Source organism: Microcoleus sp. Pol11C2 (assembly GCF_036701505.1).
Classification (GTDB): domain Bacteria; phylum Cyanobacteriota; class Cyanobacteriia; order Cyanobacteriales; family Microcoleaceae; genus Microcoleus.
This window is the reverse complement of record NZ_JAUBQX010000023.1, coordinates 33,341-51,148: the sequence shown is the minus strand read 5'-3', so window position 1 is coordinate 51,148 and position 17,808 is coordinate 33,341. Positions and strand designations below refer to the sequence as shown.

Sequence of the window (17,808 nt, the reverse complement as noted above, 5' to 3'; positions counted from 1 at the left end):
TTTACCAAAACAATATTCTTCGAGGTTTATTCTTGAACCTTTCGTAAACTTGGTTGTATCGCAAACGCTAGGATAATTGGTGCTGAGGCATTCCACGGCTAACTATCCGTTATTGCAACTTTCGGTAGCATCGGCTGTCACAACCCCTTACTACGTAATTTTACTATTTAGCAGTAATAATTTATACAAATAATGAGAAATATGTTGGTCGATCGCCAGATCTACGGCAAAGTAAAATTTAGTTGCACAGTCAGTAAATATAGAATTAGTAACTCTTCCCGGGCGCAGAAACTGGGTTTTAACGACTAAAATACGGCGTGGAGGGCCTGGGTATGGCTGAAAAAACCTGGTAGATCCCAGTCTCAGTGCGTAAGTCCACTACACTTAACGTTATGCAGATACAGCCCAAAAACGGATACAAGCCTCCGACTAATGTTGTGGAAAGATAAAAATTTTAGACTCTTGTTCAATTTCCCAGATTCATCTGTGAAGTAAATCTAAAATCTAAAATCTAAAATTTAAAATCTAAAATCTAAAATCGACACAATCCCCGCGTCCCCTAGCATTTGAGATTGCATCGGCTCGCCCACCACTGACACAATAACGTTAGTAACAGACAAATTTTCAATGACAATAATTTTAACCAACGACGACGGCATCAATGCTCCGGGCATTCAAGCACTTTTGCAGGCTGTAGAAGGCAAAACAATTATGGTGGCGTGGCTCCGCAGGGGCAATTGTCGGGCTGCGGGCATCAAGTGACTGCTCACAGTCCGATTCATGTCGATCGGCGATCAGAATTTGAATATGCTGGAGGGGGAACACCGGGAGACTGCGTTCGCATTGCTATTCATCACGTTTGTGCGAAACCGGATTTGGTGCTTTCGGGTATTAACGCGGGTGGCAATTTAGGCGTTGACGTGTATATTTCGGGTACGGTGGCGGCTGTGCGCGAAGCAGCGATGCACGGTATTCCGGGAATCGCAATTTCCCACCGGATTAAAAGGCCCCTCGAAATTGACTGGGATGTCGCTACTCGCTGGACATCGCGGGTATTGGCTCATTTGCTGAACCGGGAACTAAAGTCGGGGTGTTTCTGGAATGTGAATTTGCCGCATTTAGCGCCGGGAAGTGCGGAACCGGAAATTGTGTTTTGCCAGCCTTCGACGCAGCCACTGTCAGTGGTTTACCGGATGGAGGAAGAATACTTTTATTATGCCGGAGAATATGGGTCGCGCGATCGGGCGGCGGGGAGTGATGTTGAGGTGTGTTTTGATGGTAATATTGCGGTGACTGAGATATCGCTGTGATAGATTTGGGCGATCGAACTATATTTTTTTTCAATAAAGTCTAAATAGACGGTGTTAAATTTGATCGGGGAAGGAAGGTTTCATTCCAGAAACAGCTTTACAGCTTTATCGAAGCAAAAGCAATTTGAAAATAGCGGTTTAGCAGACACTGACTCGCAACAATCCAAAGCAGTTGATGCAGAAACCCGTCAAAGGGCGATCGCGATTGTTAAGAAGTTACTGGAAGCTGTGCTTGATGAAGCCGTTAAGTTTCTCGAATCATTGTATGTTAAGGGCGAGCCCGTCGAGTAGCGATCGTACTTTTTGTTTTTAGAAATTCAGCCGCTTTTCGGACAGCGTAAATATACACTCAACCACCAACTAATTACTGGATCGCACAGTCAAAACTTGCGGCGGCGTCGCATCCGGCGGATACAAGAAATCCACCTGAACCAAACGGCGTTCCCCCGGCTTCATATTAACATTTACCAAAGGTTCCCCCTGCTGTCCCCTGCGCTGCACGATGTGAATGTAGCGCGTCAAAGTCTTGCCCGTATCATCCTTAAACATCACCCGCACCGTACCTCGGAAAAATATCCGATTTTCCGGAGGATCGTAAAACATCAATCCCCCCGATTCTGTATTTGCTTTAATCGGTGTTTGCATTTTAATGCTAACAGATTGGGATTCACCAGATTTGTTGTAAAGCGGAAAAGTTAAGTTGTATTGAATCCCGTAATTTCCGTGAGCAGAATAAGCAGTATCGGGATAGCGAGCTAACATTTTTGCGCTTTGAACTTGACCAGTTCCAAAAGTACCCGTATCAGTGGTGCTCAAAGCATAGGAAAATGACTCGCCGCGCTTGGGAATAGTTAAATAATCGGTTCTCGAATTGTCCGTAATTTTAGCTTGCCACTGGGAACCTTCAGCTACTCCCGCCACGCGGCCGTAAATTTTTGGCACCGGATTTTCGTCTCTGGGAGTTGGTGCTAAATCTCTGGGCCCGGCTAAACCTTTGGTATTTAAAATATTTTCCCACTCTTCTAATGTGGGATATTGCTCGACTCCTCCTTGAGTTTTAGGAGCAAACATTGCTAATGATGCTACATAAACCGAATTGCTGCTCGACATTCGCATCAAGGTCGAGCGACCATTGGAAGAAGGCGTGACATTCCCCACAGGTATCGGCAAATTCATCAGCATTCGGCTCTGATTGGCCGGAATCTCGATCGCAGCGGGCAAAATGGCTTGTCTGTATCCCCGCAGGACATCGCTGGTGATGCGGCTTCCAGGCCCGGCAAACACAGTGCCGAATCGATTTTCTAAATACGACGGCAAATCGACAAACAAAGCATCCGGCCGAGTTAAATAAGTCGCTCCTTGCAAGACTTTTAAAGTAACAGGTTCGGAGTTAGGATTGTGTACAATTATTCCTTGAAATAAGGTGCGAGTTTCTTGTCGATTTTTAGCTTTGGCGATGTGGTGGGCGAAGATGTCAAATCGACCTTTGAAGGGAAAGTTTAAGTGTGCAGAAGGTACTTGTTTTCCTTCGGGCCCAAATGTGGACAGCAAAATGCCTTCGGTTTGCACAACTTCCGGGCTGTTGCTGTTGAAAACAGGGATGCTGTCGAGTTTTCCCGGTAAAACGCGCACTTGCTGAGGCACCGTCACGGTGTTCAGCGGGGCGGTTGTTGGAGGCGCTGGCAAATCCAGTTCGTTTTCCGGTAGCGGGAATTCTCGCTCGATGATGACTTGTTGGGTCGCAGGTGCGGGGATTGTTTGAGCTAAGGGGAAAATTGGCAAAAACATTGCTGTGAGCGCGTTTAACTGAACTTGCAGAAGATTGCCACATAGCAACCGACACAGAACATTACCACAAGTTGGTTTATATTTTTGGGGATTTTTGGATGTTAGGTGAATGTTTACGGTAAATTGGGCGATCGCCCAATTTAGGACTTTGGAGAAGTCGCGTCCAAGGAAGGCAATGGAGCGAGCCTCTTCGTCTCGATCGACTACACCCCCACTATACAAGTCCGGTGCAACCGGACTTGATATGACCAATTCCCAATTCCCAATCCCCAATTACCAACTAGCGTTATTTCTGTTTTATGACTACCAACGTAATGTCGTCAAAAACTTTATGTTTGTCAATATGTTGCAGCAGATGATCAATTACTGCTTGTCGAATTTCTTCAGCGGTTTTGTGGCGATTTTCTTTGGTCACTTGGCACAATCTTTCTATGCCGTAATACACTTTATTTATATTTACAGCTTCGGTAATTCCATCTGTGTAAAGCACTACTACATCCCCTGGATTAAGATGCACTTGAACTTGGGAAACAAAATCAGCAATATCTTCCTCTAGTCCCAGGGGAAAACCGAGTTCCAGTGTATCGATCAGTTCGATGTTACCATCAGTACGGACTACGATAACTTCTTCATGTTGACCGCTGAGGCTGAAGTTACTATCTTGATAATCTAACAAAGCCAAGGTCATGTTTTTAGAGGAGTCGATGCGCTCGATATTGGCATAAAGGGTGCGGTTTAACACATCAAGAAACTTCACCGGATCGGTTTCGTTCATTTGTTGGAGAGTGCGGACGGCGGTTTGCGCCATAATCATTAATACGCCACTTTCTAAACCATGTCCCGTAACATCGCCGATGCTAATTTTTACCTTATCATTTTGGGTTAGCACGTCGTAGTAGTCGCCGCCAACTTCATCGGCAGGTTGCATATATCCAGCTATTTCTAATCCTTTAATTTGAGCGAGTTCTGATTGTTTGGGCAAGATCATTTGTTGCAGTCGTTTAGTGACTTCTAACTCAGCACTGAGGCGGATGTTTTCGGCTTTAAGTTTGTTGTTAAGGGAGCTAATTTCCTGGTTTGCTTGGGCGAGTTGGGCGGTGCGTTGTTGCACCTTTTCTTCTAAAGTTTGATAGAGGCGGGCATTTTCGATGGAGATCGCAGCTTGGGCGGAAATGATGTTGAGGACTTCTAGGCGATCGCGCGTAAAAGCCCCCGCTGTTAAATTATTTTCTAGGTATAAGATGCCTACCAATTTACCTTGATTGATCAGGGGGCTACACAAGATAGATTTAGGTCGCTGCTGAATAATATACGGGTCAGATGCAAACCTGGTTTCAGTGGTTGCATCATCGATCGCAAGAGTTTCTTGCGTGCGTTCTACATAATTAACCAGCGAGATAGGAATCTCTTGACTTTCAGTCGCTGACTTGGAGATTAATTGACATCGTTCACCCGTACATTGAGCTTCAATTTTCCACTTACCTGCTGGGTCAGGTATGAGGAAATAAAATTTTTCCGCTCCAGCATTTTCCAGCAAGACTTGCATCAAATTCGAGAGCAATTCATCCAGATTAACTTTCCCTGAGAGCGCTTGGGAGGCTTTGATAATTGTTGATAAATCCAGAGCTTGTCCAGCACCTGAACTGGTAGAAGTGATAGTAGTTCTGCTCTGAACAATCGTTTCGTCTCCTCCACTCGCAAGGCTGTTTTTCCTACCGACGATAGGTGCGAGTAATTTAGCATGGCGCTCTTCTAAATCTTTAACTTTTGCCTGCGCGCCCCAGCGAATATAAGCATAGTAAGCGTCTATCATGTAGGTACGCGCTACTTTCTGACGACCTAAAGTTAAATAAAATTCTGCTGTTAGTTCATTGGCGAGGGCTTCATCCTGCACATATCCATTTTCCTTGGCTCCATCAATCGCCCGGTCGTAATATTCCATTGCTGAGAAAGATTCACCCAATACGCGGGCTTTTTCTGCTTCTACTAAGTCATACTTATGCTGGTAATTCATTGGGCAATGTTGCGCCCAATATTTCATCTTTTGCTGATTTTCTTCTACTTGTGTCAGATATTGTTGTTTCCTATTTTCGTTTTCACCAGAAAAACTACTATTTGCATACTGAGCAATTAAAGCAAGTGAATAGTAAAAAATATATTCAACAAAAAGAACTATATTGCGAACAAAATGCGAATATTGGGCAGCTAATTCAGCATTTTCTAAACACCCATAGTAATCTTTGAATAAATAAAACAAACGGGACTTAAAAAAATACAAGTAGAACAAACAAATTACATTTTGTTCTTCAATAAATTGCGGAATTTGTTCTACTTCATTAAAATTTTTACCAATTAATTTGCATTTATTTTCAGAATCTCCTCTAATATTCGATACAGCTTGACCAAATATTTTCAACAAATTCAACTGGTACACGTGCTTAAATTTGTTGACAAAATCAATATATTGCTCCAACCTCTCAGCCACAAATTCAAGATGTTCGCCAACAAAAAACAAGTGAGCACAGTAAAAGTCAGCCGTATGACAAGCAAATTCTATATCGCCAACTTCTAAACCGTCTTGAATTGCCTGACGCAAGGGTTCTATAGTATTCCTAGTATGTTGCTTCCAATGTTGGATAGTAATGCAAAATGTAAGCACTGCTTTACAACGATACTCTTTGGCATTCAGCTTATCTAATACATTCAAAGCTAGTTGACCGAGTTGATAGGCAAAATCTATGTCTGGAATTTGCCAAGTTACGATTCCACCATAGTTACAGTAGGCATAAATAGATGGGCTAGAATTTCCGTACTGACTGGAAAGCTCGATCATAGTATACAGAATTGGTAGAGATAGCTTGGCATCTCCAAAACAAGCAGGTGAGAATATGAGAAGCAAAATCTGCATAGCTGCCAGCTTGTAGCGATCGCTCATTTCTGGCAAGTTCGCTAACTCCTCGATATTTAACACTTGGGGGGGTGATTGGGATAGGGTCACTCCCAGCATTTCTAGAACTTGCAGCCCATTATCTAACGCAGATTGAATCTGGTTTTTAGCGAGGTTAAGCCTAATTTTCAGCACATATAAGTTGACTTGTTCGAGGATTGTTTTGGCTTGTTGGAGAGTGCGATCGCACAAAATTTCCGCTCGTTCTAAATTAGCATTAAGATATTCGGCTTCCGCTGCTTCCAGATAGAAGGTAAATGTCAGATCGTATTGACTTTCCCAGCTATCTTGACTCAGGAGTTCTAGACCTACATTCAAATAATTAACAGCGGCTTCATACGCAGTCGCTGCCTTTGCTTTCTGTCCAGCAATCAGGTTTAATTGGGCCAACTCATCTTTTTCTGACTGATTAGTTAGCAAATCTGTGCCAAAATTCAGTTGGTTAACAAAAGCAAAAATATTATCTTTTCGCTCTTGCTCTGTTGTATTATTCAGCAGCAGTTGACCAATTTTCAGGTGAGTGGCTTTTTTGTCTGAGTCGGGAATCAAAGAATAGGCTGCTTGTTGCACGCGGTCGTGCAAAAATTTGTAGTCAACTTTGATATCGTGTATAGATGCCAACTCTTCCTGGGCAAACACTAGAGGAATTTTGTAATTTTCAGACAGCGGCAGAATCAAACCTGCTTGCATTGCTTCCCACAAATGAGCAGCCGTCGCTAAGTTTGATTCTTCATTGACAATTGATAAAACTTCTAAGTTAAATTGGTTGCCGATACAAGCCGCTAGTTTTAATGCTTTCTGGGTTGTTTCTGGGAGTTTGCGAATATTTCTGGCAACCAGTTCAACAATATTGAAATCAGCAATACCAATTGCTTGAATTTGTTGAATATCCCACTCCCAGCGGTCTGTGTCTACCTGATAAACCAGCAGATTTTCCGAGTACAGGGTTTTGAGTAGCTGCGTTAAGAAAAACGGATTTCCTTGGGTTTTATTAAAAAGTAATTCAGAAAAAACTTTAATTTTGTCTGAGTTTACGCTGGCATCGAGAGTGTCGGCGATTAATTGATTGACGCTATCAAAAGCCAGCGCCTGAATGGTGATATTATTCACCACCGTTTCATTTTCTTGAATTTTTTCTATGGTCTGAATTAAAGGATGAACGGGACTGACTTCGTTATCTCGATAAGCTCCAATCGTTAATAAATATTTGCTATCTGGGTCAGTGACTAAGAGTTGGATTAACTTTAGAGATGCCGAATCTGCCCACTGTAAATCGTCTAGAAATATGACTAGCGGGTGTTCTGGTTGACAAAAAACGCGAATAAATTGTTGAAATACCAGATTAAATCTGTTTTGTGATTCCGAAGATCCCAGTTGAGTAACTTCCGGCTGTTTACCGATAATTAGTTCGACTTCGGGGATAACATCAATAATAACTTGACCGTTATTATCTAGCGCTTTTAATAAGTTTTCTTTCCAAATAGCAATCTGTTCAGAACTTTCGGTTAATAGCTGACGGACTAATTCTTGAAATGCTTGGATTAAAGCTGCATAGGGAATATTGCGCTTAAATTGGTCAAATTTACCCGCAATAAAATACCCCCTCGCTGCTACAATTGGTTTATGAACTTCATTGACGATTGAAGTTTTACCAATCCCGGAATAACCGGAAACCAACATCATCTCAGTGGCACCACGGCTGACTCGTCCAAAGGCATCTAGAAGAATTTGGACTTCGGTTTCTCTACCATAAAGCTTCTGGGGAATGAGTAATTGGTTGCCGCGATCGCGTTGACCGATGGGAAAATTTTCAATCTTTCCAGTTGTCTGCAATTGCTGCAAACAAGTTTCCAGGTCAAATTTTAATCCCGCCGCACTTTGATATCGGTCTTCCGCATTTTTTGCTAACAGTTTCATCACAATATCTGAAACCGCTTGAGGAATTTCTGCTACCTCTTTAGGTGGGACGGGTTGTTTGGCAATATGACAGTAAACCAACTCCATCGGATCGGTGGTATTAAATGGCAACTGGTTGGTCAGCATTTCATAGAAAGTCACTCCTAAAGAATAGAAGTCGGTGCGGTAGTCAATGGCTCGATTCATCCTCCCCGTTTGTTCGGGTGACATATAAGCAAGAGTCCCTTCTAGCAAGTTGGGATTGACAATAGTTTGCTGTTCTTTGGGTAAGGCGATCGCGATGCTAAAGTCAGTTATTTTGACTTCCGTCGTATCGGGGTTGATGATGATATTGCTAGGCTTAATATCTTTATGTATAATCCCTACTTTATGGACTTGACTGAGCGTTTCTACTAAATAAATCGCCATGGTTAAAAACTCTTGTAATTCGAGCTTTTTTATTTTCAAAAGTTCGCTAACAGATTGACCGCCAAAGTCTTCTAAGATTAAAGCAAAGCTATTGTGGTATGTAACCAGGTTGTAGGGCTTAACAATTCCTGGAACGTCTAATTTTTGGGGAATGGTGTATTCTTGTCTTAGGCGAGTAATCTCTTCAATGTGCGGATATTCATTTTTAATTATCTTGAGAATAACGGGCTGGCGATCGCGCTCTCTGATTCCTCGGTAAACAACTGTTCTGTCTCCTTCATAAAGTGTCTCTGCAATTGTGTAGCCGGGTAGAATAATCATATTTTTACTTTTTTTGTTTAAATATAAAAAGACTAGAGGTCAGGATGACCTAGTTTAAAGTAGCTTTGACCTCTAACCTTGTTAAATATATTACCGTTGCTCTCAGATCGATTTTAATTCTTTCTCAAAGTGAGGGTACACCTTTTCATCAAACAGATCCAGAATCTCCTGCGATCGCTTCTGAGCCACTAATTCCTGATAATCCTCCCTCACAGGCACGTTGTAGCTAGCTTGGCGGCGTCCAATACTTGGCAACCACGTCGTGTGCAAAGTTAACCCAAAGTTCAGAGAGGAATCGCTCAGTTTCCACTGCGGCCCCTGGTTGAGATTCCAAGCCTCGAAAATCCAGATCTCGTAGGTATTGTTCAACCAAACAGTGCAGGTAATGTAACCATCCGTTGAACTGTTACCATCACCGCGCGGTATAAACTGGGGCGAAAGACCGATACAACCAGGAGGAAATTCATAGGAATCGGCAATCTTCATCGATTCAGTTGAAGAAGTATCCATACGAAACAAGCTACTTGGTCTGCCTTCTTCTTGGGCAATTCTGAGCAATTCCTCTAGTGGCACTTCTCTGGACGGATAGTCTTTGAAAAAATCAACCATAAACTTACTGACTAGATCCTTCCAGAGTCCCAAAGAGATCCAGTAGATATTATCAAGCTTACCTGGTGGCATGGTGGGATAAAGAGGCGAAGGAAGTCGGTCAAGATAAGCATAAAGTGCTACTCCCCAAGTACACTTGCACTCTTCTGCTTCAGGGATAAATTTCTCTGGAATAACCTTCTGTTCAACGATTTCTCCAGTTTCTCCGTTAATGACGTAGCGTCCGACGCGACTGATGTCCATCTCGCTTTGTTCCATCCCGTGTGGGCGAGGTAACTTAGGATCGTCGTCGAAATAAGGAGAATCATCATAGGCACGTATCCATTCAGACACATCCCAGGCACAAGTATGTGCTGCATGAAGGGTAATTAGTTGTTCGGGATTGTCGTAATCTACGAGAAAGTGGGTAATCTCTAGAGGAATTTCTACTTTTTGGACAGTCACCGTCGGTACGTCCTCCTTGCGATCGCTAACTCCAGATTTTTGGCCTTTGGTTAAGCGATCGCGAGGTACGAGATATACAGGAGTTGTTGCTAACTCCATGACATCCAGTTTTTTTCGCAAGCATTCTTCTAACCTTTTGTTTTTCGGAAAAGGGTTGTTAATTATCTGCTCTATCCCTGTCCTGAAAGAGGTATCCACAATTATCACGTAATCTTTAGAAAATCCAATTTGGTGAATGCTTTGCTTAATTTTTACGGGCGAACCATCAGGCAAGACTAGCTGCCATCGCTCTAGTTCTCCTTTACCATCCCAGCGAATTAGATAAATAAAATCTTCTGGAAGCTTGAATTTTTCCACATAAGTTTTAGCTGGTGGAAAAACTTTCTTTACTTGTTTCGCTAGTTTATTTGCCGTATTAGTTACGATGCCGAGAAAAGTTTTTAATGACATCCCATAATTGACCGTGAACATTTCGCTTTTGCGAACGTCAAATACGGGGTGAGCAGTGCTAAGCACGGGTGAAAAGGGAAAATTCAAGCACTGCAAGGGAAAATTCAGCTCAATTTCTCCTCGCCACTCTTTGTTCCAGCCTACAGGAGTTGCCACTTCAAGAGTTTCTGTATCAATTTCGTAATGACGACCCGCATCATAGGCAACTAGCAGGCGTTCTTGGGAGTCCCCAGCAAATTTCATTGGCAGGAAAGCAATACTTAAATCGTTGCGAGAACCAAGACACCAAGAAAACCTGATGATGCCATGATTGCGGAATTGATACTTGGCATATTTTTCACCAGGTTGGCTTGCTTCATCCGCATAGTAATCTGGTGGTCTGATAATCCGTGTAGTTAATAAAACTTCACCCTTTTGCTGGAAGTCCAGTCGGTAAATCATACCGTCGCCGCTTAAGAATGAGTCTCCATTTGTAAAGGGAAGACCTCCTGATTCAATGGTTCCGACTGGTGCAATGATAAAGACATGACCCCGCAAGTCATCTGGTAAGTCTTTCTCACCCATCTTGGTAATATTTAGTTTGATGTCGGTGAGTTCATTCCGTTTAGCTTTGACAAGCGATTCGGGAACTGGGGGACAGCCTGCTTTGGTATTGCTTGTAGTGGGTTCGTTCATGTAGCTCTCCTGAGTGAAAATGTAATAATGGTAACAGTGTAGATAAGTATTTGATTTATGAATGGGAAATGAGGACTGTAACTTAGATACTATCTTTGATAAAGATTTGATATCTATTCTCCCATCCCCTGCGTCAAAGCCCAATTGGAATCGACATTAACTTATTATCGGCTCTCTCGTACTTCTGGTGATAACGCAAGCTAATAATTTAGCACGATCGAGGGTTTCAACGTTCAGTCTCAGATACTTAGTATCATCTGCTACTTTTAACACCAAGCATCGCGGAGAGCCGAGGAAAAAATTATGTGATTAGATCTTTGCATCGACACTGATGTCATGAATGCTGCACTGGGACAAGCGTAACAAGTCGCTTTAGCTGTCATATCAAGGTGCGACTGGGCTAAAATGTGGCGCGCCACATTTCTGGGGCAACTGTTCAATTAATGCCATGATATAAATGTGTGGCAATGCTCATACTGACGATCGCCACCAATCAACAACCAATTTGGGCTAGAACTATCAGAAGGTTGCCAGCCTCTGCGCTCTCAAATCGGTTCTATAAAACCGACACATAATGACGATAATTTTAACCAACGACGACGGCATCGATGCTCCAGGGATTCAGGCACTTTTGCAGGCTGTAGAAGGCAAAACAATTATGGTGGCTCCGCAGGGGCAATTGTCGGGCTGCGGGCATCAAGTGACGGCTCACAGTCCGATTCATGTCGATCGGCGATCGGAATTTGAATATGCTGTAGGGGGAACACCGGCCGATTGCGTGCGTATTGCTATTCATCACGTTTGTGCGAAGCCGGATTTGGTGCTTTCGGGTATTAACGCGGGTGGCAATTTGGGGGTTGACGTGTATATTTCGGGTACGGTTGCGGCTGTGCGCGAAGCAGCGATGCACGGTATTCCGGGAATCGCAATTTCCCACCGGATTAAAAGGCCCCTCGAAATTGACTGGGATGTCGCTACTCGCTGGACATCGCGGGTGTTGGCTCATTTGCTGAACCGGGAACTAAAGTCGGGGTGTTTCTGGAATGTGAATTTGCCGCATTTAGCGCCGGGAAGTGCGGAACCGGAAATTGTGTTTTGCCAGCCTTCGACGCAGCCACTGCCAGTGGTTTACCGGATGGAGGGAGAATACTTTTATTATGCGGGAGAGTATGGATCGCGCGATCGGGCGGCGGGGACTGATGTTGACGTGTGTTTTGAGGGTAATATTGCAGTTACTGAGATATCGCTGTGATAGATTTGATGGGATTTGATGGGATTGGGCGATCGAACTATTTTTTTTGTCAACAAAGCGGAAGTAGGTAGGTTAACTTTGGTATCACTTACCCTCAATATCCCAAAACAGGATAAAATGTTTGTACTTAATTTTTAGAGTCACGTAAGTCAACAAATGAGTCCTAACGCAGAAGCGAATTCTCCGAGCATCTTAAAACGCAAAGCGAGCAGCACTTTTGGTCGTGGCAAAGTAGCTAATCTCAATACCAATTTTAATTTTTCTGCATGGAGTGACGAATACGTTACTTTATATCTCGGCGATAGTCTCCAGCACTACGACAATTGGGAGCGACCTACTGTCATCGTTTCAGATGGAGCTTACGGTATTCTTGGGTTTGAAGGAGACACGTCCGATCACATTGATTTACCTAATTGGTATCAACCTCATATCGAAGCATGGTCAAAAGCAGCCATACCCTGTACAACACTCTGGTTTTGGAATTCAGAGATTGGTTGGGCTATTGTGCATCCACTTCTAGAAAAATATGGTTGGCGCTATGTCAATTCCAATATTTGGAACAAGGGAAAAGGTCATATCGCAGGGAATGTTAACACACAGAAAATTCGCAGGTTTCCCGTCGTTACAGAAGTCTGCGTTCAATACGTTAGAGAAGTAACAGTTAATGAACTTACCTTAAAAGCATGGTTATTACGAGAATGGAAACGCTCAGGATTGCCGTTACGACGGGCAAACGATGCTTGCGGGGTAGTGGATGCAGCAACCAGGAAATACTTCGATCAAGGGCATTTGTGGTATTTTCCTCCGACCGAGATGTTTGAAAAGTTAGTCAACTATGCAAATGAGTATGGTAATCCTCAAGGAAAACCCTACTTTTCTCTGGATGGTAATCAGTCTTTAACGGGACAAGAATGGAGCAAAATGCGATCTAAATTTAGATGCCCTCACGGTTTTACAAACGTTTGGGAGCGTCAAGCTTTACGGGGCGATGAGAGAGTTAAGACTATCTCTGGAAAAGCATTACATCTCAACCAAAAACCTCTGGATCTGATGAACCTTATTGTTGAGGCATCCAGCGATGAAAACGATGTTATATGGGAACCTTTTGGTGGACTCTTCAGTGCAGCTTTGTCAGCACGTACACTCAAAAGAAAAGCCTTTTCTTGCGAGATAGACCCCGACTATTTCTACTATGGTGTACAGAGATTTAATCAATAATTTCATCAATACTATCTTCTCTAATCTGTAGATAATCTTGTAGGGATTTCTTGATGCTGTCTTCTAGGCGACTTGATAAAAGCTTATTCCACCGACCAACGGTCATACCGGAAACTTCAGTATTGTAGACACGTCGCTTAAATTCCTCAATGCCTGGATGTACAATTCTGTCCATCTTTGCAAAATTTGTATCTAGTCTATATTCATAGCGTATGCGTAGCTCCCGCAGAAGGCGCTGATACTCTCTAGTGGGTTTGTAGACTTTTCCTTGAGTACCCCATGAATCAACTATTTTCTTAGCTTCTAAAAACTCCTCAGCAGAGCCTTGGAATTTATATCCACTGGTGTTTGTTTGTTGCAAATTTGCTGTTCTTTGAGTTGTATCTTCCGGCTCTAAAACAAGATAATCAGGCGGATTGTGATAGTGGGTATCTCTCGCTACAGCTACCTATAAACCAGAGACAACGCACACATCAAGAATGCGAGGCTTGCCATAGATGATTTTATCGGGTAGCCATGCCAGGATAGCAACGTAGGTCTGATCGAACCTAAAGTGATTTTGACTATCTTTGAAACGTGCTGTTATCTCTGTTGCTAGTGGGAACCACGCTTTAAGTTCTAATCCTGGCGTTGGTTGAACTATGCCGAGGAAAATAGTATCTGGAAAGCCAGGATCTTGCCTATGCCACTTTCCAAATTCAGTGAACTCATTTTGTTGATTCAAGAATTCAACGGTGTTAAATTCGATTAAATTTCCGACTAAGGGGGAAAGCTTTGAGATAACTTTAGACAGGTTCACCGCTGCATCTACGGTAACAGGTTTAGATACATCTAAAACGTCGAAAGTGTTACCCTATAAGCGATCTAGATATTGGGAGGCAAGTCTGATTACATCTTGGGTATTCATATCTCGCTCTCACAAGAGGCTTCAGATATTTTTTGTGAAATTTTCCTAATAATATCGCAAGGATCTACACCAATTACATGAGCAACTAACAGAAACTCAATTACATCTAACCGTCGTTCACCGTTTTCATATTTGGCTACGAAAGACTGGGGCTTTTTAAGAGATTTAGCAACAGACTCCTGAGTTAGTTGCGCTTCTTTACGAGCCGCAATCATCCAGCAACGGAATGTTTCATATTCATCGCTAAAAACAGATTTCATTATACTTTGGGTTTAGCACTGCATATTCCCTATATATAATAAACCTGTTTTCGGATAATCCCAAAACAGGATATGTAAATCTGTTAAAAATCGATACTAATGACAATTAAACAAAATTAGTCGCAATTCCGAGAGTGGCAGCTATCTCTACTTGCGGCCCTCGGTGCTACCATAATTTTTTTTGTCATCTTTCGGCTTAGCAACACCATCAGGTTGTTTCTTTGGCTTTTTGACTTCTTTATTGCTTTTTCTTTCTTTTGACATGATCATTCCTCAATTTAGACTCAGCATAACATAGATTGACACATTTGCCTAACTGCCAGTAGAGGGGGTGATCCTATACAGATATTACTCGCTGTTAGTTTTGTACAATCTGCACTATATTATCTGCTAGGTTTTGAACGAATACCCTCTACCGTTAGGCATATCGATAAATTCCTCAGAAGTAGAATGTCTGAAATTACTTTTAACCCCGATGATTCAAGGAAATATTGAAAAGCACGATCGTCTAACTGCTGCGAGACAACAGAGAAAAATTCTCGCTGATTGAGCTGTTGTTCCACCTCTAATTTTAATAAAAAATGACAGTAGATAAAATATGGAGCGATGACCATGCCAGCCTTCGCGACACCGGGCGCAAAAACAACAAACAACTTTGCAGTCTCGGTTTAAAAAAGCTGTTAGCCACAGTGGACAACAAGAATATTGATTTTACTATTGATCAACACTTCGGACAGTGTTTGATGGCTTACATACTGAGAATAACGGTTTCACGGATCTCAGTACGATCGCAACCCTTGCCGAAGGACTCTAGAGGTTAAGTAAATCAAGGGTTTCAGGCTAGGACCTCAAGACGGTCGGGACTCTGGAAAAGCACAAAGTATATGTATAAATATAAAGTGAATTGTTCAGCTTTCTTGAAAGTGCGATCGCGTCCGCTCCTTTTGAGATAAAATACTTATAAAGAGTGTTTATTTCTAGATAAATTTCCGCTATTAGGAATGTGACCCGTATGGAAGTAACCGAGCTGCTCAAAGAGTACGAAAATGGAAACAGAGACTTTGCTGACGCAAACCTCAGCGGAGCAAACCTCAGCGGAGCTATGTTGGTTGGCGTAAACCTTTCGAGGGCTAACCTGTCTGGAGCTAACCTGAGTCGGGCCCATCTGACCAAAGCAGAACTCAACGGCGCAAACCTTTACAGGGCAAATCTGAGTTTTGCCAAAATGGGTCAAGCCAGGCTAGCCGACGCAGAGCTTACAAAAGCCAATCTCAGCGGAGCTTTCCTCGTCAAAGCAAAACTGCCCAGGGCAAAGTTGAGTGGCGCCCAACTCATCGGTAGCAACCTGCGGAGCGCCATCCTCTGGAACGCCAATTTGTGTACAGCCGACCTGCAATTCATAAACCTGCGGGGCGCCAACCTCACGGGAGCCAACCTCAACTGGGCAAACTGCGGAGGGGCAAAACTCAGCGGTGCAAAGCTTTTTGGCGCTCAACTAACAGGCATCTATCTTAGGAAAGCTTACATCAATGGCATCGACATGAGCAGGACGGATCTCAATGGTGTCAACCTGAGCGAAGCCAAACTAAACGGGGTAAACCTGGAAGGCTCGAACTTATTAGCTGCCAATCTCAGCGGGGCTCAGTTGCGGGGCGTCAAGTTGATGGGAGCAGATTTAACCCGGGCAAATCTGGTGGGAGTTTCTTTGGTGCAGGCAAACCTCGATTGGGCTAGGCTGTGCTATGCAGACTTGAGCGAAGCCGACTTGAGCGGGGCAACATTCACGGGAACCAACTTTGAGGGTACTCAGTTAGCCGGCTCAACAATGCCCCCATCTTTGAGCAATGATGTTTACTTAACTGCAGCACGTGGTGTCGCAGCTTAGGCAACGCTAAAAATTAATCTCGCATCCGAGTGGGCGACTCTCGCATTGGTTTAACTTTTGATGCAGACATCATTACTTTTGTGAGAGTGCTGCACCGACAAGAAATTTACTGATATTTGCGAGAGTTTGTAGCATCACAATTGAGTTCACCCGATTAATTTTGCGACTCGCAAAGCAGAGGTAATGGCTCCTTCGTGCAAACCATCCCCCAAATAAGCTCCCGCATGATAAGTGTTGTTTTCGCCATTAGTCTCGATAACTTCATCTCGATATCGAAAAGACTCGACAGTGTACAGCGGCGTGTGATGTTTCTGAATGTGAATAATGTGGTTTTGGGCGATCGACTTTTCGAGTTGAAAAGCTAAACTGTACTCTCGTGGGGATGAGATGTCGCAAAGCTGATTCAAGCTCGCATTATATCCCCATCCCTTGTCCGTCTCGAAAAAATCAAATTCTGATAACTTGCGGATACCGTAGCGATCGTACATTGATGTATCCGAATGCAGTACAGTGGTTGCATAATTGGCTTTCCACGCCGAAAATCGCTTCGTTTCCGCCTCCGTCGGATCAGACAATAGCCTCATAACTTGATCTGGTGGCATCGCAAAAACCACCTTATCAAATTCCTGGATTTCCCCATCAGAAAGCACGATTTTTACAGCATCCGCACTTCTAAAAATATTGGCAATCTCCACATTTAGCAGTATATCGCCCTTAAATCGCTCCAAAATCTTTTCAATGTAAGAATACACACCGCCTTTAATCCTCACCCAGTTGACTGAGGCATATTCGCGCAAAACAGGCATCGCTAATTCTGCCGGAAAATTGTCGAGCAATTCAAAGGGTATCGAGTAGCTGTACATCGTCAGCAACTTCAGCCAATAATTGCGGACGCACGAGCTTTTCAAAGACTCAGAAAGCGGCACATCGTAGAAATCATGCTGTTTAGCAAACCGCATTTTTAAAATAAATCCCGCCGACCGAGCGTAGAGACTCTCAAGTCGCAAATACTCGCTCAGGCGTTGAATCCCGGTAAAATTCTTTCGGATAGATACCGCAGACAAAAAGTGAGTGCCATCTTGAAGAAACAGCGCGGAACCAATCTGCACGGGTTCTAATTCCACGTCTAGCTCCTGCATAAAAGCCACGAAATTGTAAAATACAGTAGGAAATTCCAGCACCCCATTTTCTAATATTTCACTGCACTCCGATTGATTGGGTACAACATTTTTGTTCAGCGTCCGAATATGTCCGCCTAAAATCGGCTGCTTTTCCAACACAGTGACGTGATGACCCTGTTTATCGAGCCAGTAGGCTGCTGCCATACCACTGGCTCCGCCCCCAACAATTGCAATTCTCATAGTTCACTCCTAGATTGATAGAAGGAAGTTCGGCAACGGATTCGCTCGACGGATGT

The 17,808-nt window shown here is 43.3% G+C and carries 12 protein-coding genes and 1 pseudogene; 6 read left to right on the top strand and 7 right to left on the bottom strand.

Features of this window, described 5'->3' with window-relative positions; all coding sequences use genetic code 11:
- The first annotated feature begins 627 nt into the window (after positions 1–627).
- Both surE (QUA42_RS15165) and QUA42_RS15160 read left to right on the top strand, forming a co-directional pair.
- Positions 628–1,310 (top strand): annotated as a pseudogene (gene surE / locus QUA42_RS15165) (5'/3'-nucleotidase SurE).
- 51 nt (positions 1,311–1,361) lie between these two features.
- Positions 1,362–1,601, top strand: coding sequence for a hypothetical protein (locus QUA42_RS15160; protein WP_333137997.1), 240 nt, complete (start codon positions 1,362–1,364; stop codon positions 1,599–1,601).
- 69 nt (positions 1,602–1,670) lie between these two features.
- On the opposite strand, the gene QUA42_RS15155 is transcribed toward QUA42_RS15160, so the two are convergent.
- The 3 genes from QUA42_RS15155 to QUA42_RS15145 form a co-directional block, all read right to left on the bottom strand.
- Positions 1,671–3,098 (bottom strand): DUF3370 domain-containing protein, encoded by a 1,428-nt coding sequence (locus QUA42_RS15155; RefSeq protein ID WP_445301320.1) that lies wholly within the window; start codon positions 3,096–3,098, stop codon positions 1,671–1,673.
- Positions 3,099–3,384: 286 nt separating this feature from the next.
- Positions 3,385–8,691 (bottom strand): AAA family ATPase, encoded by a 5,307-nt coding sequence (locus QUA42_RS15150; RefSeq protein WP_333137995.1) that lies wholly within the window; start codon positions 8,689–8,691, stop codon positions 3,385–3,387.
- A gap of 102 nt (positions 8,692–8,793) precedes the next feature.
- On the bottom strand, positions 8,794–10,869 hold the full coding sequence (locus QUA42_RS15145) for a carotenoid oxygenase family protein (protein ID WP_333137994.1): 2,076 nt from the start codon (positions 10,867–10,869) through the stop codon (positions 8,794–8,796).
- A gap of 574 nt (positions 10,870–11,443) precedes the next feature.
- Here QUA42_RS15145 and surE (QUA42_RS15140) point away from each other — a divergent pair.
- Positions 11,444–12,121 carry a 5'/3'-nucleotidase SurE gene (gene surE / locus QUA42_RS15140; RefSeq protein ID WP_333137993.1) on the top strand — a complete coding sequence of 226 codons (678 nt, stop codon included), beginning with the start codon at positions 11,444–11,446 and terminating at the stop codon, positions 12,119–12,121.
- 156 nt (positions 12,122–12,277) lie between these two features.
- The gene (locus QUA42_RS15135; RefSeq protein WP_333137992.1) at positions 12,278–13,339 is read left to right on the top strand and encodes a DNA methyltransferase; all 1,062 of its coding nucleotides are present in this window, start codon (positions 12,278–12,280) and stop codon (positions 13,337–13,339) included.
- Here QUA42_RS15135 and QUA42_RS15130 read toward each other — a convergent pair.
- The 3 genes from QUA42_RS15130 to QUA42_RS15120 all read right to left on the bottom strand — a co-directional run bounded on the left by QUA42_RS15130 (position 13,329) and on the right by QUA42_RS15120 (position 14,506).
- The gene (locus tag QUA42_RS15130) at positions 13,329–13,700 is read right to left on the bottom strand and encodes a hypothetical protein (protein WP_333137991.1); all 372 of its coding nucleotides are present in this window, start codon (positions 13,698–13,700) and stop codon (positions 13,329–13,331) included. The genes QUA42_RS15135 and QUA42_RS15130 overlap by 11 nt on opposite strands.
- 87 nt (positions 13,701–13,787) lie before the next feature.
- Complete coding sequence (locus tag QUA42_RS15125) at positions 13,788–14,138, bottom strand: hypothetical protein (protein WP_333137990.1); 351 nt, start codon at positions 14,136–14,138, stop codon at positions 13,788–13,790.
- A gap of 104 nt (positions 14,139–14,242) precedes the next feature.
- The gene (locus tag QUA42_RS15120) at positions 14,243–14,506 is read right to left on the bottom strand and encodes a helix-turn-helix transcriptional regulator (RefSeq protein ID WP_333137989.1); all 264 of its coding nucleotides are present in this window, start codon (positions 14,504–14,506) and stop codon (positions 14,243–14,245) included.
- A gap of 581 nt (positions 14,507–15,087) precedes the next feature.
- On the opposite strand from QUA42_RS15120, the gene QUA42_RS15115 reads away from it, so the two are divergent.
- Positions 15,088–15,327, top strand: coding sequence for a hypothetical protein (locus QUA42_RS15115; protein ID WP_333137988.1), 240 nt, complete (start codon positions 15,088–15,090; stop codon positions 15,325–15,327).
- A 191-nt stretch (positions 15,328–15,518) separates the two neighbouring features.
- Entirely contained in the window at positions 15,519–16,391 is an 873-nt protein-coding gene (locus QUA42_RS15110) for a pentapeptide repeat-containing protein (RefSeq protein ID WP_333137987.1), read from the top strand.
- A gap of 146 nt (positions 16,392–16,537) precedes the next feature.
- Here QUA42_RS15110 and QUA42_RS15105 read toward each other — a convergent pair whose 3' ends face one another.
- Positions 16,538–17,752 (bottom strand): FAD-dependent oxidoreductase, encoded by a 1,215-nt coding sequence (locus QUA42_RS15105; protein ID WP_333137986.1) that lies wholly within the window; start codon positions 17,750–17,752, stop codon positions 16,538–16,540.
- Positions 17,753–17,808: the final 56 nt, after the last annotated feature.

Coding starts and splice junctions, on each gene's coding strand:
- QUA42_RS15115 (WP_333137988.1), top strand. CDS start 15,088: ATGACAGTAGATAAAATATGGAGCGATGACCATGCCAGCCTTCGCGAC.
- surE (WP_333137993.1), top strand. CDS start 11,444: ATGACGATAATTTTAACCAACGACGACGGCATCGATGCTCCAGGGATT.
- QUA42_RS15110 (WP_333137987.1), top strand. CDS start 15,519: ATGGAAGTAACCGAGCTGCTCAAAGAGTACGAAAATGGAAACAGAGAC.
- QUA42_RS15150 (WP_333137995.1), bottom strand. CDS start 8,691: ATGATTATTCTACCCGGCTACACAATTGCAGAGACACTTTATGAAGGA.
- QUA42_RS15135 (WP_333137992.1), top strand. CDS start 12,278: ATGAGTCCTAACGCAGAAGCGAATTCTCCGAGCATCTTAAAACGCAAA.
- QUA42_RS15105 (WP_333137986.1), bottom strand. CDS start 17,752: ATGAGAATTGCAATTGTTGGGGGCGGAGCCAGTGGTATGGCAGCAGCC.
- QUA42_RS15120 (WP_333137989.1), bottom strand. CDS start 14,506: ATGAAATCTGTTTTTAGCGATGAATATGAAACATTCCGTTGCTGGATG.
- QUA42_RS15155 (WP_445301320.1), bottom strand. CDS start 3,098: ATGTTTTTGCCAATTTTCCCCTTAGCTCAAACAATCCCCGCACCTGCG.
- QUA42_RS15145 (WP_333137994.1), bottom strand. CDS start 10,869: ATGAACGAACCCACTACAAGCAATACCAAAGCAGGCTGTCCCCCAGTT.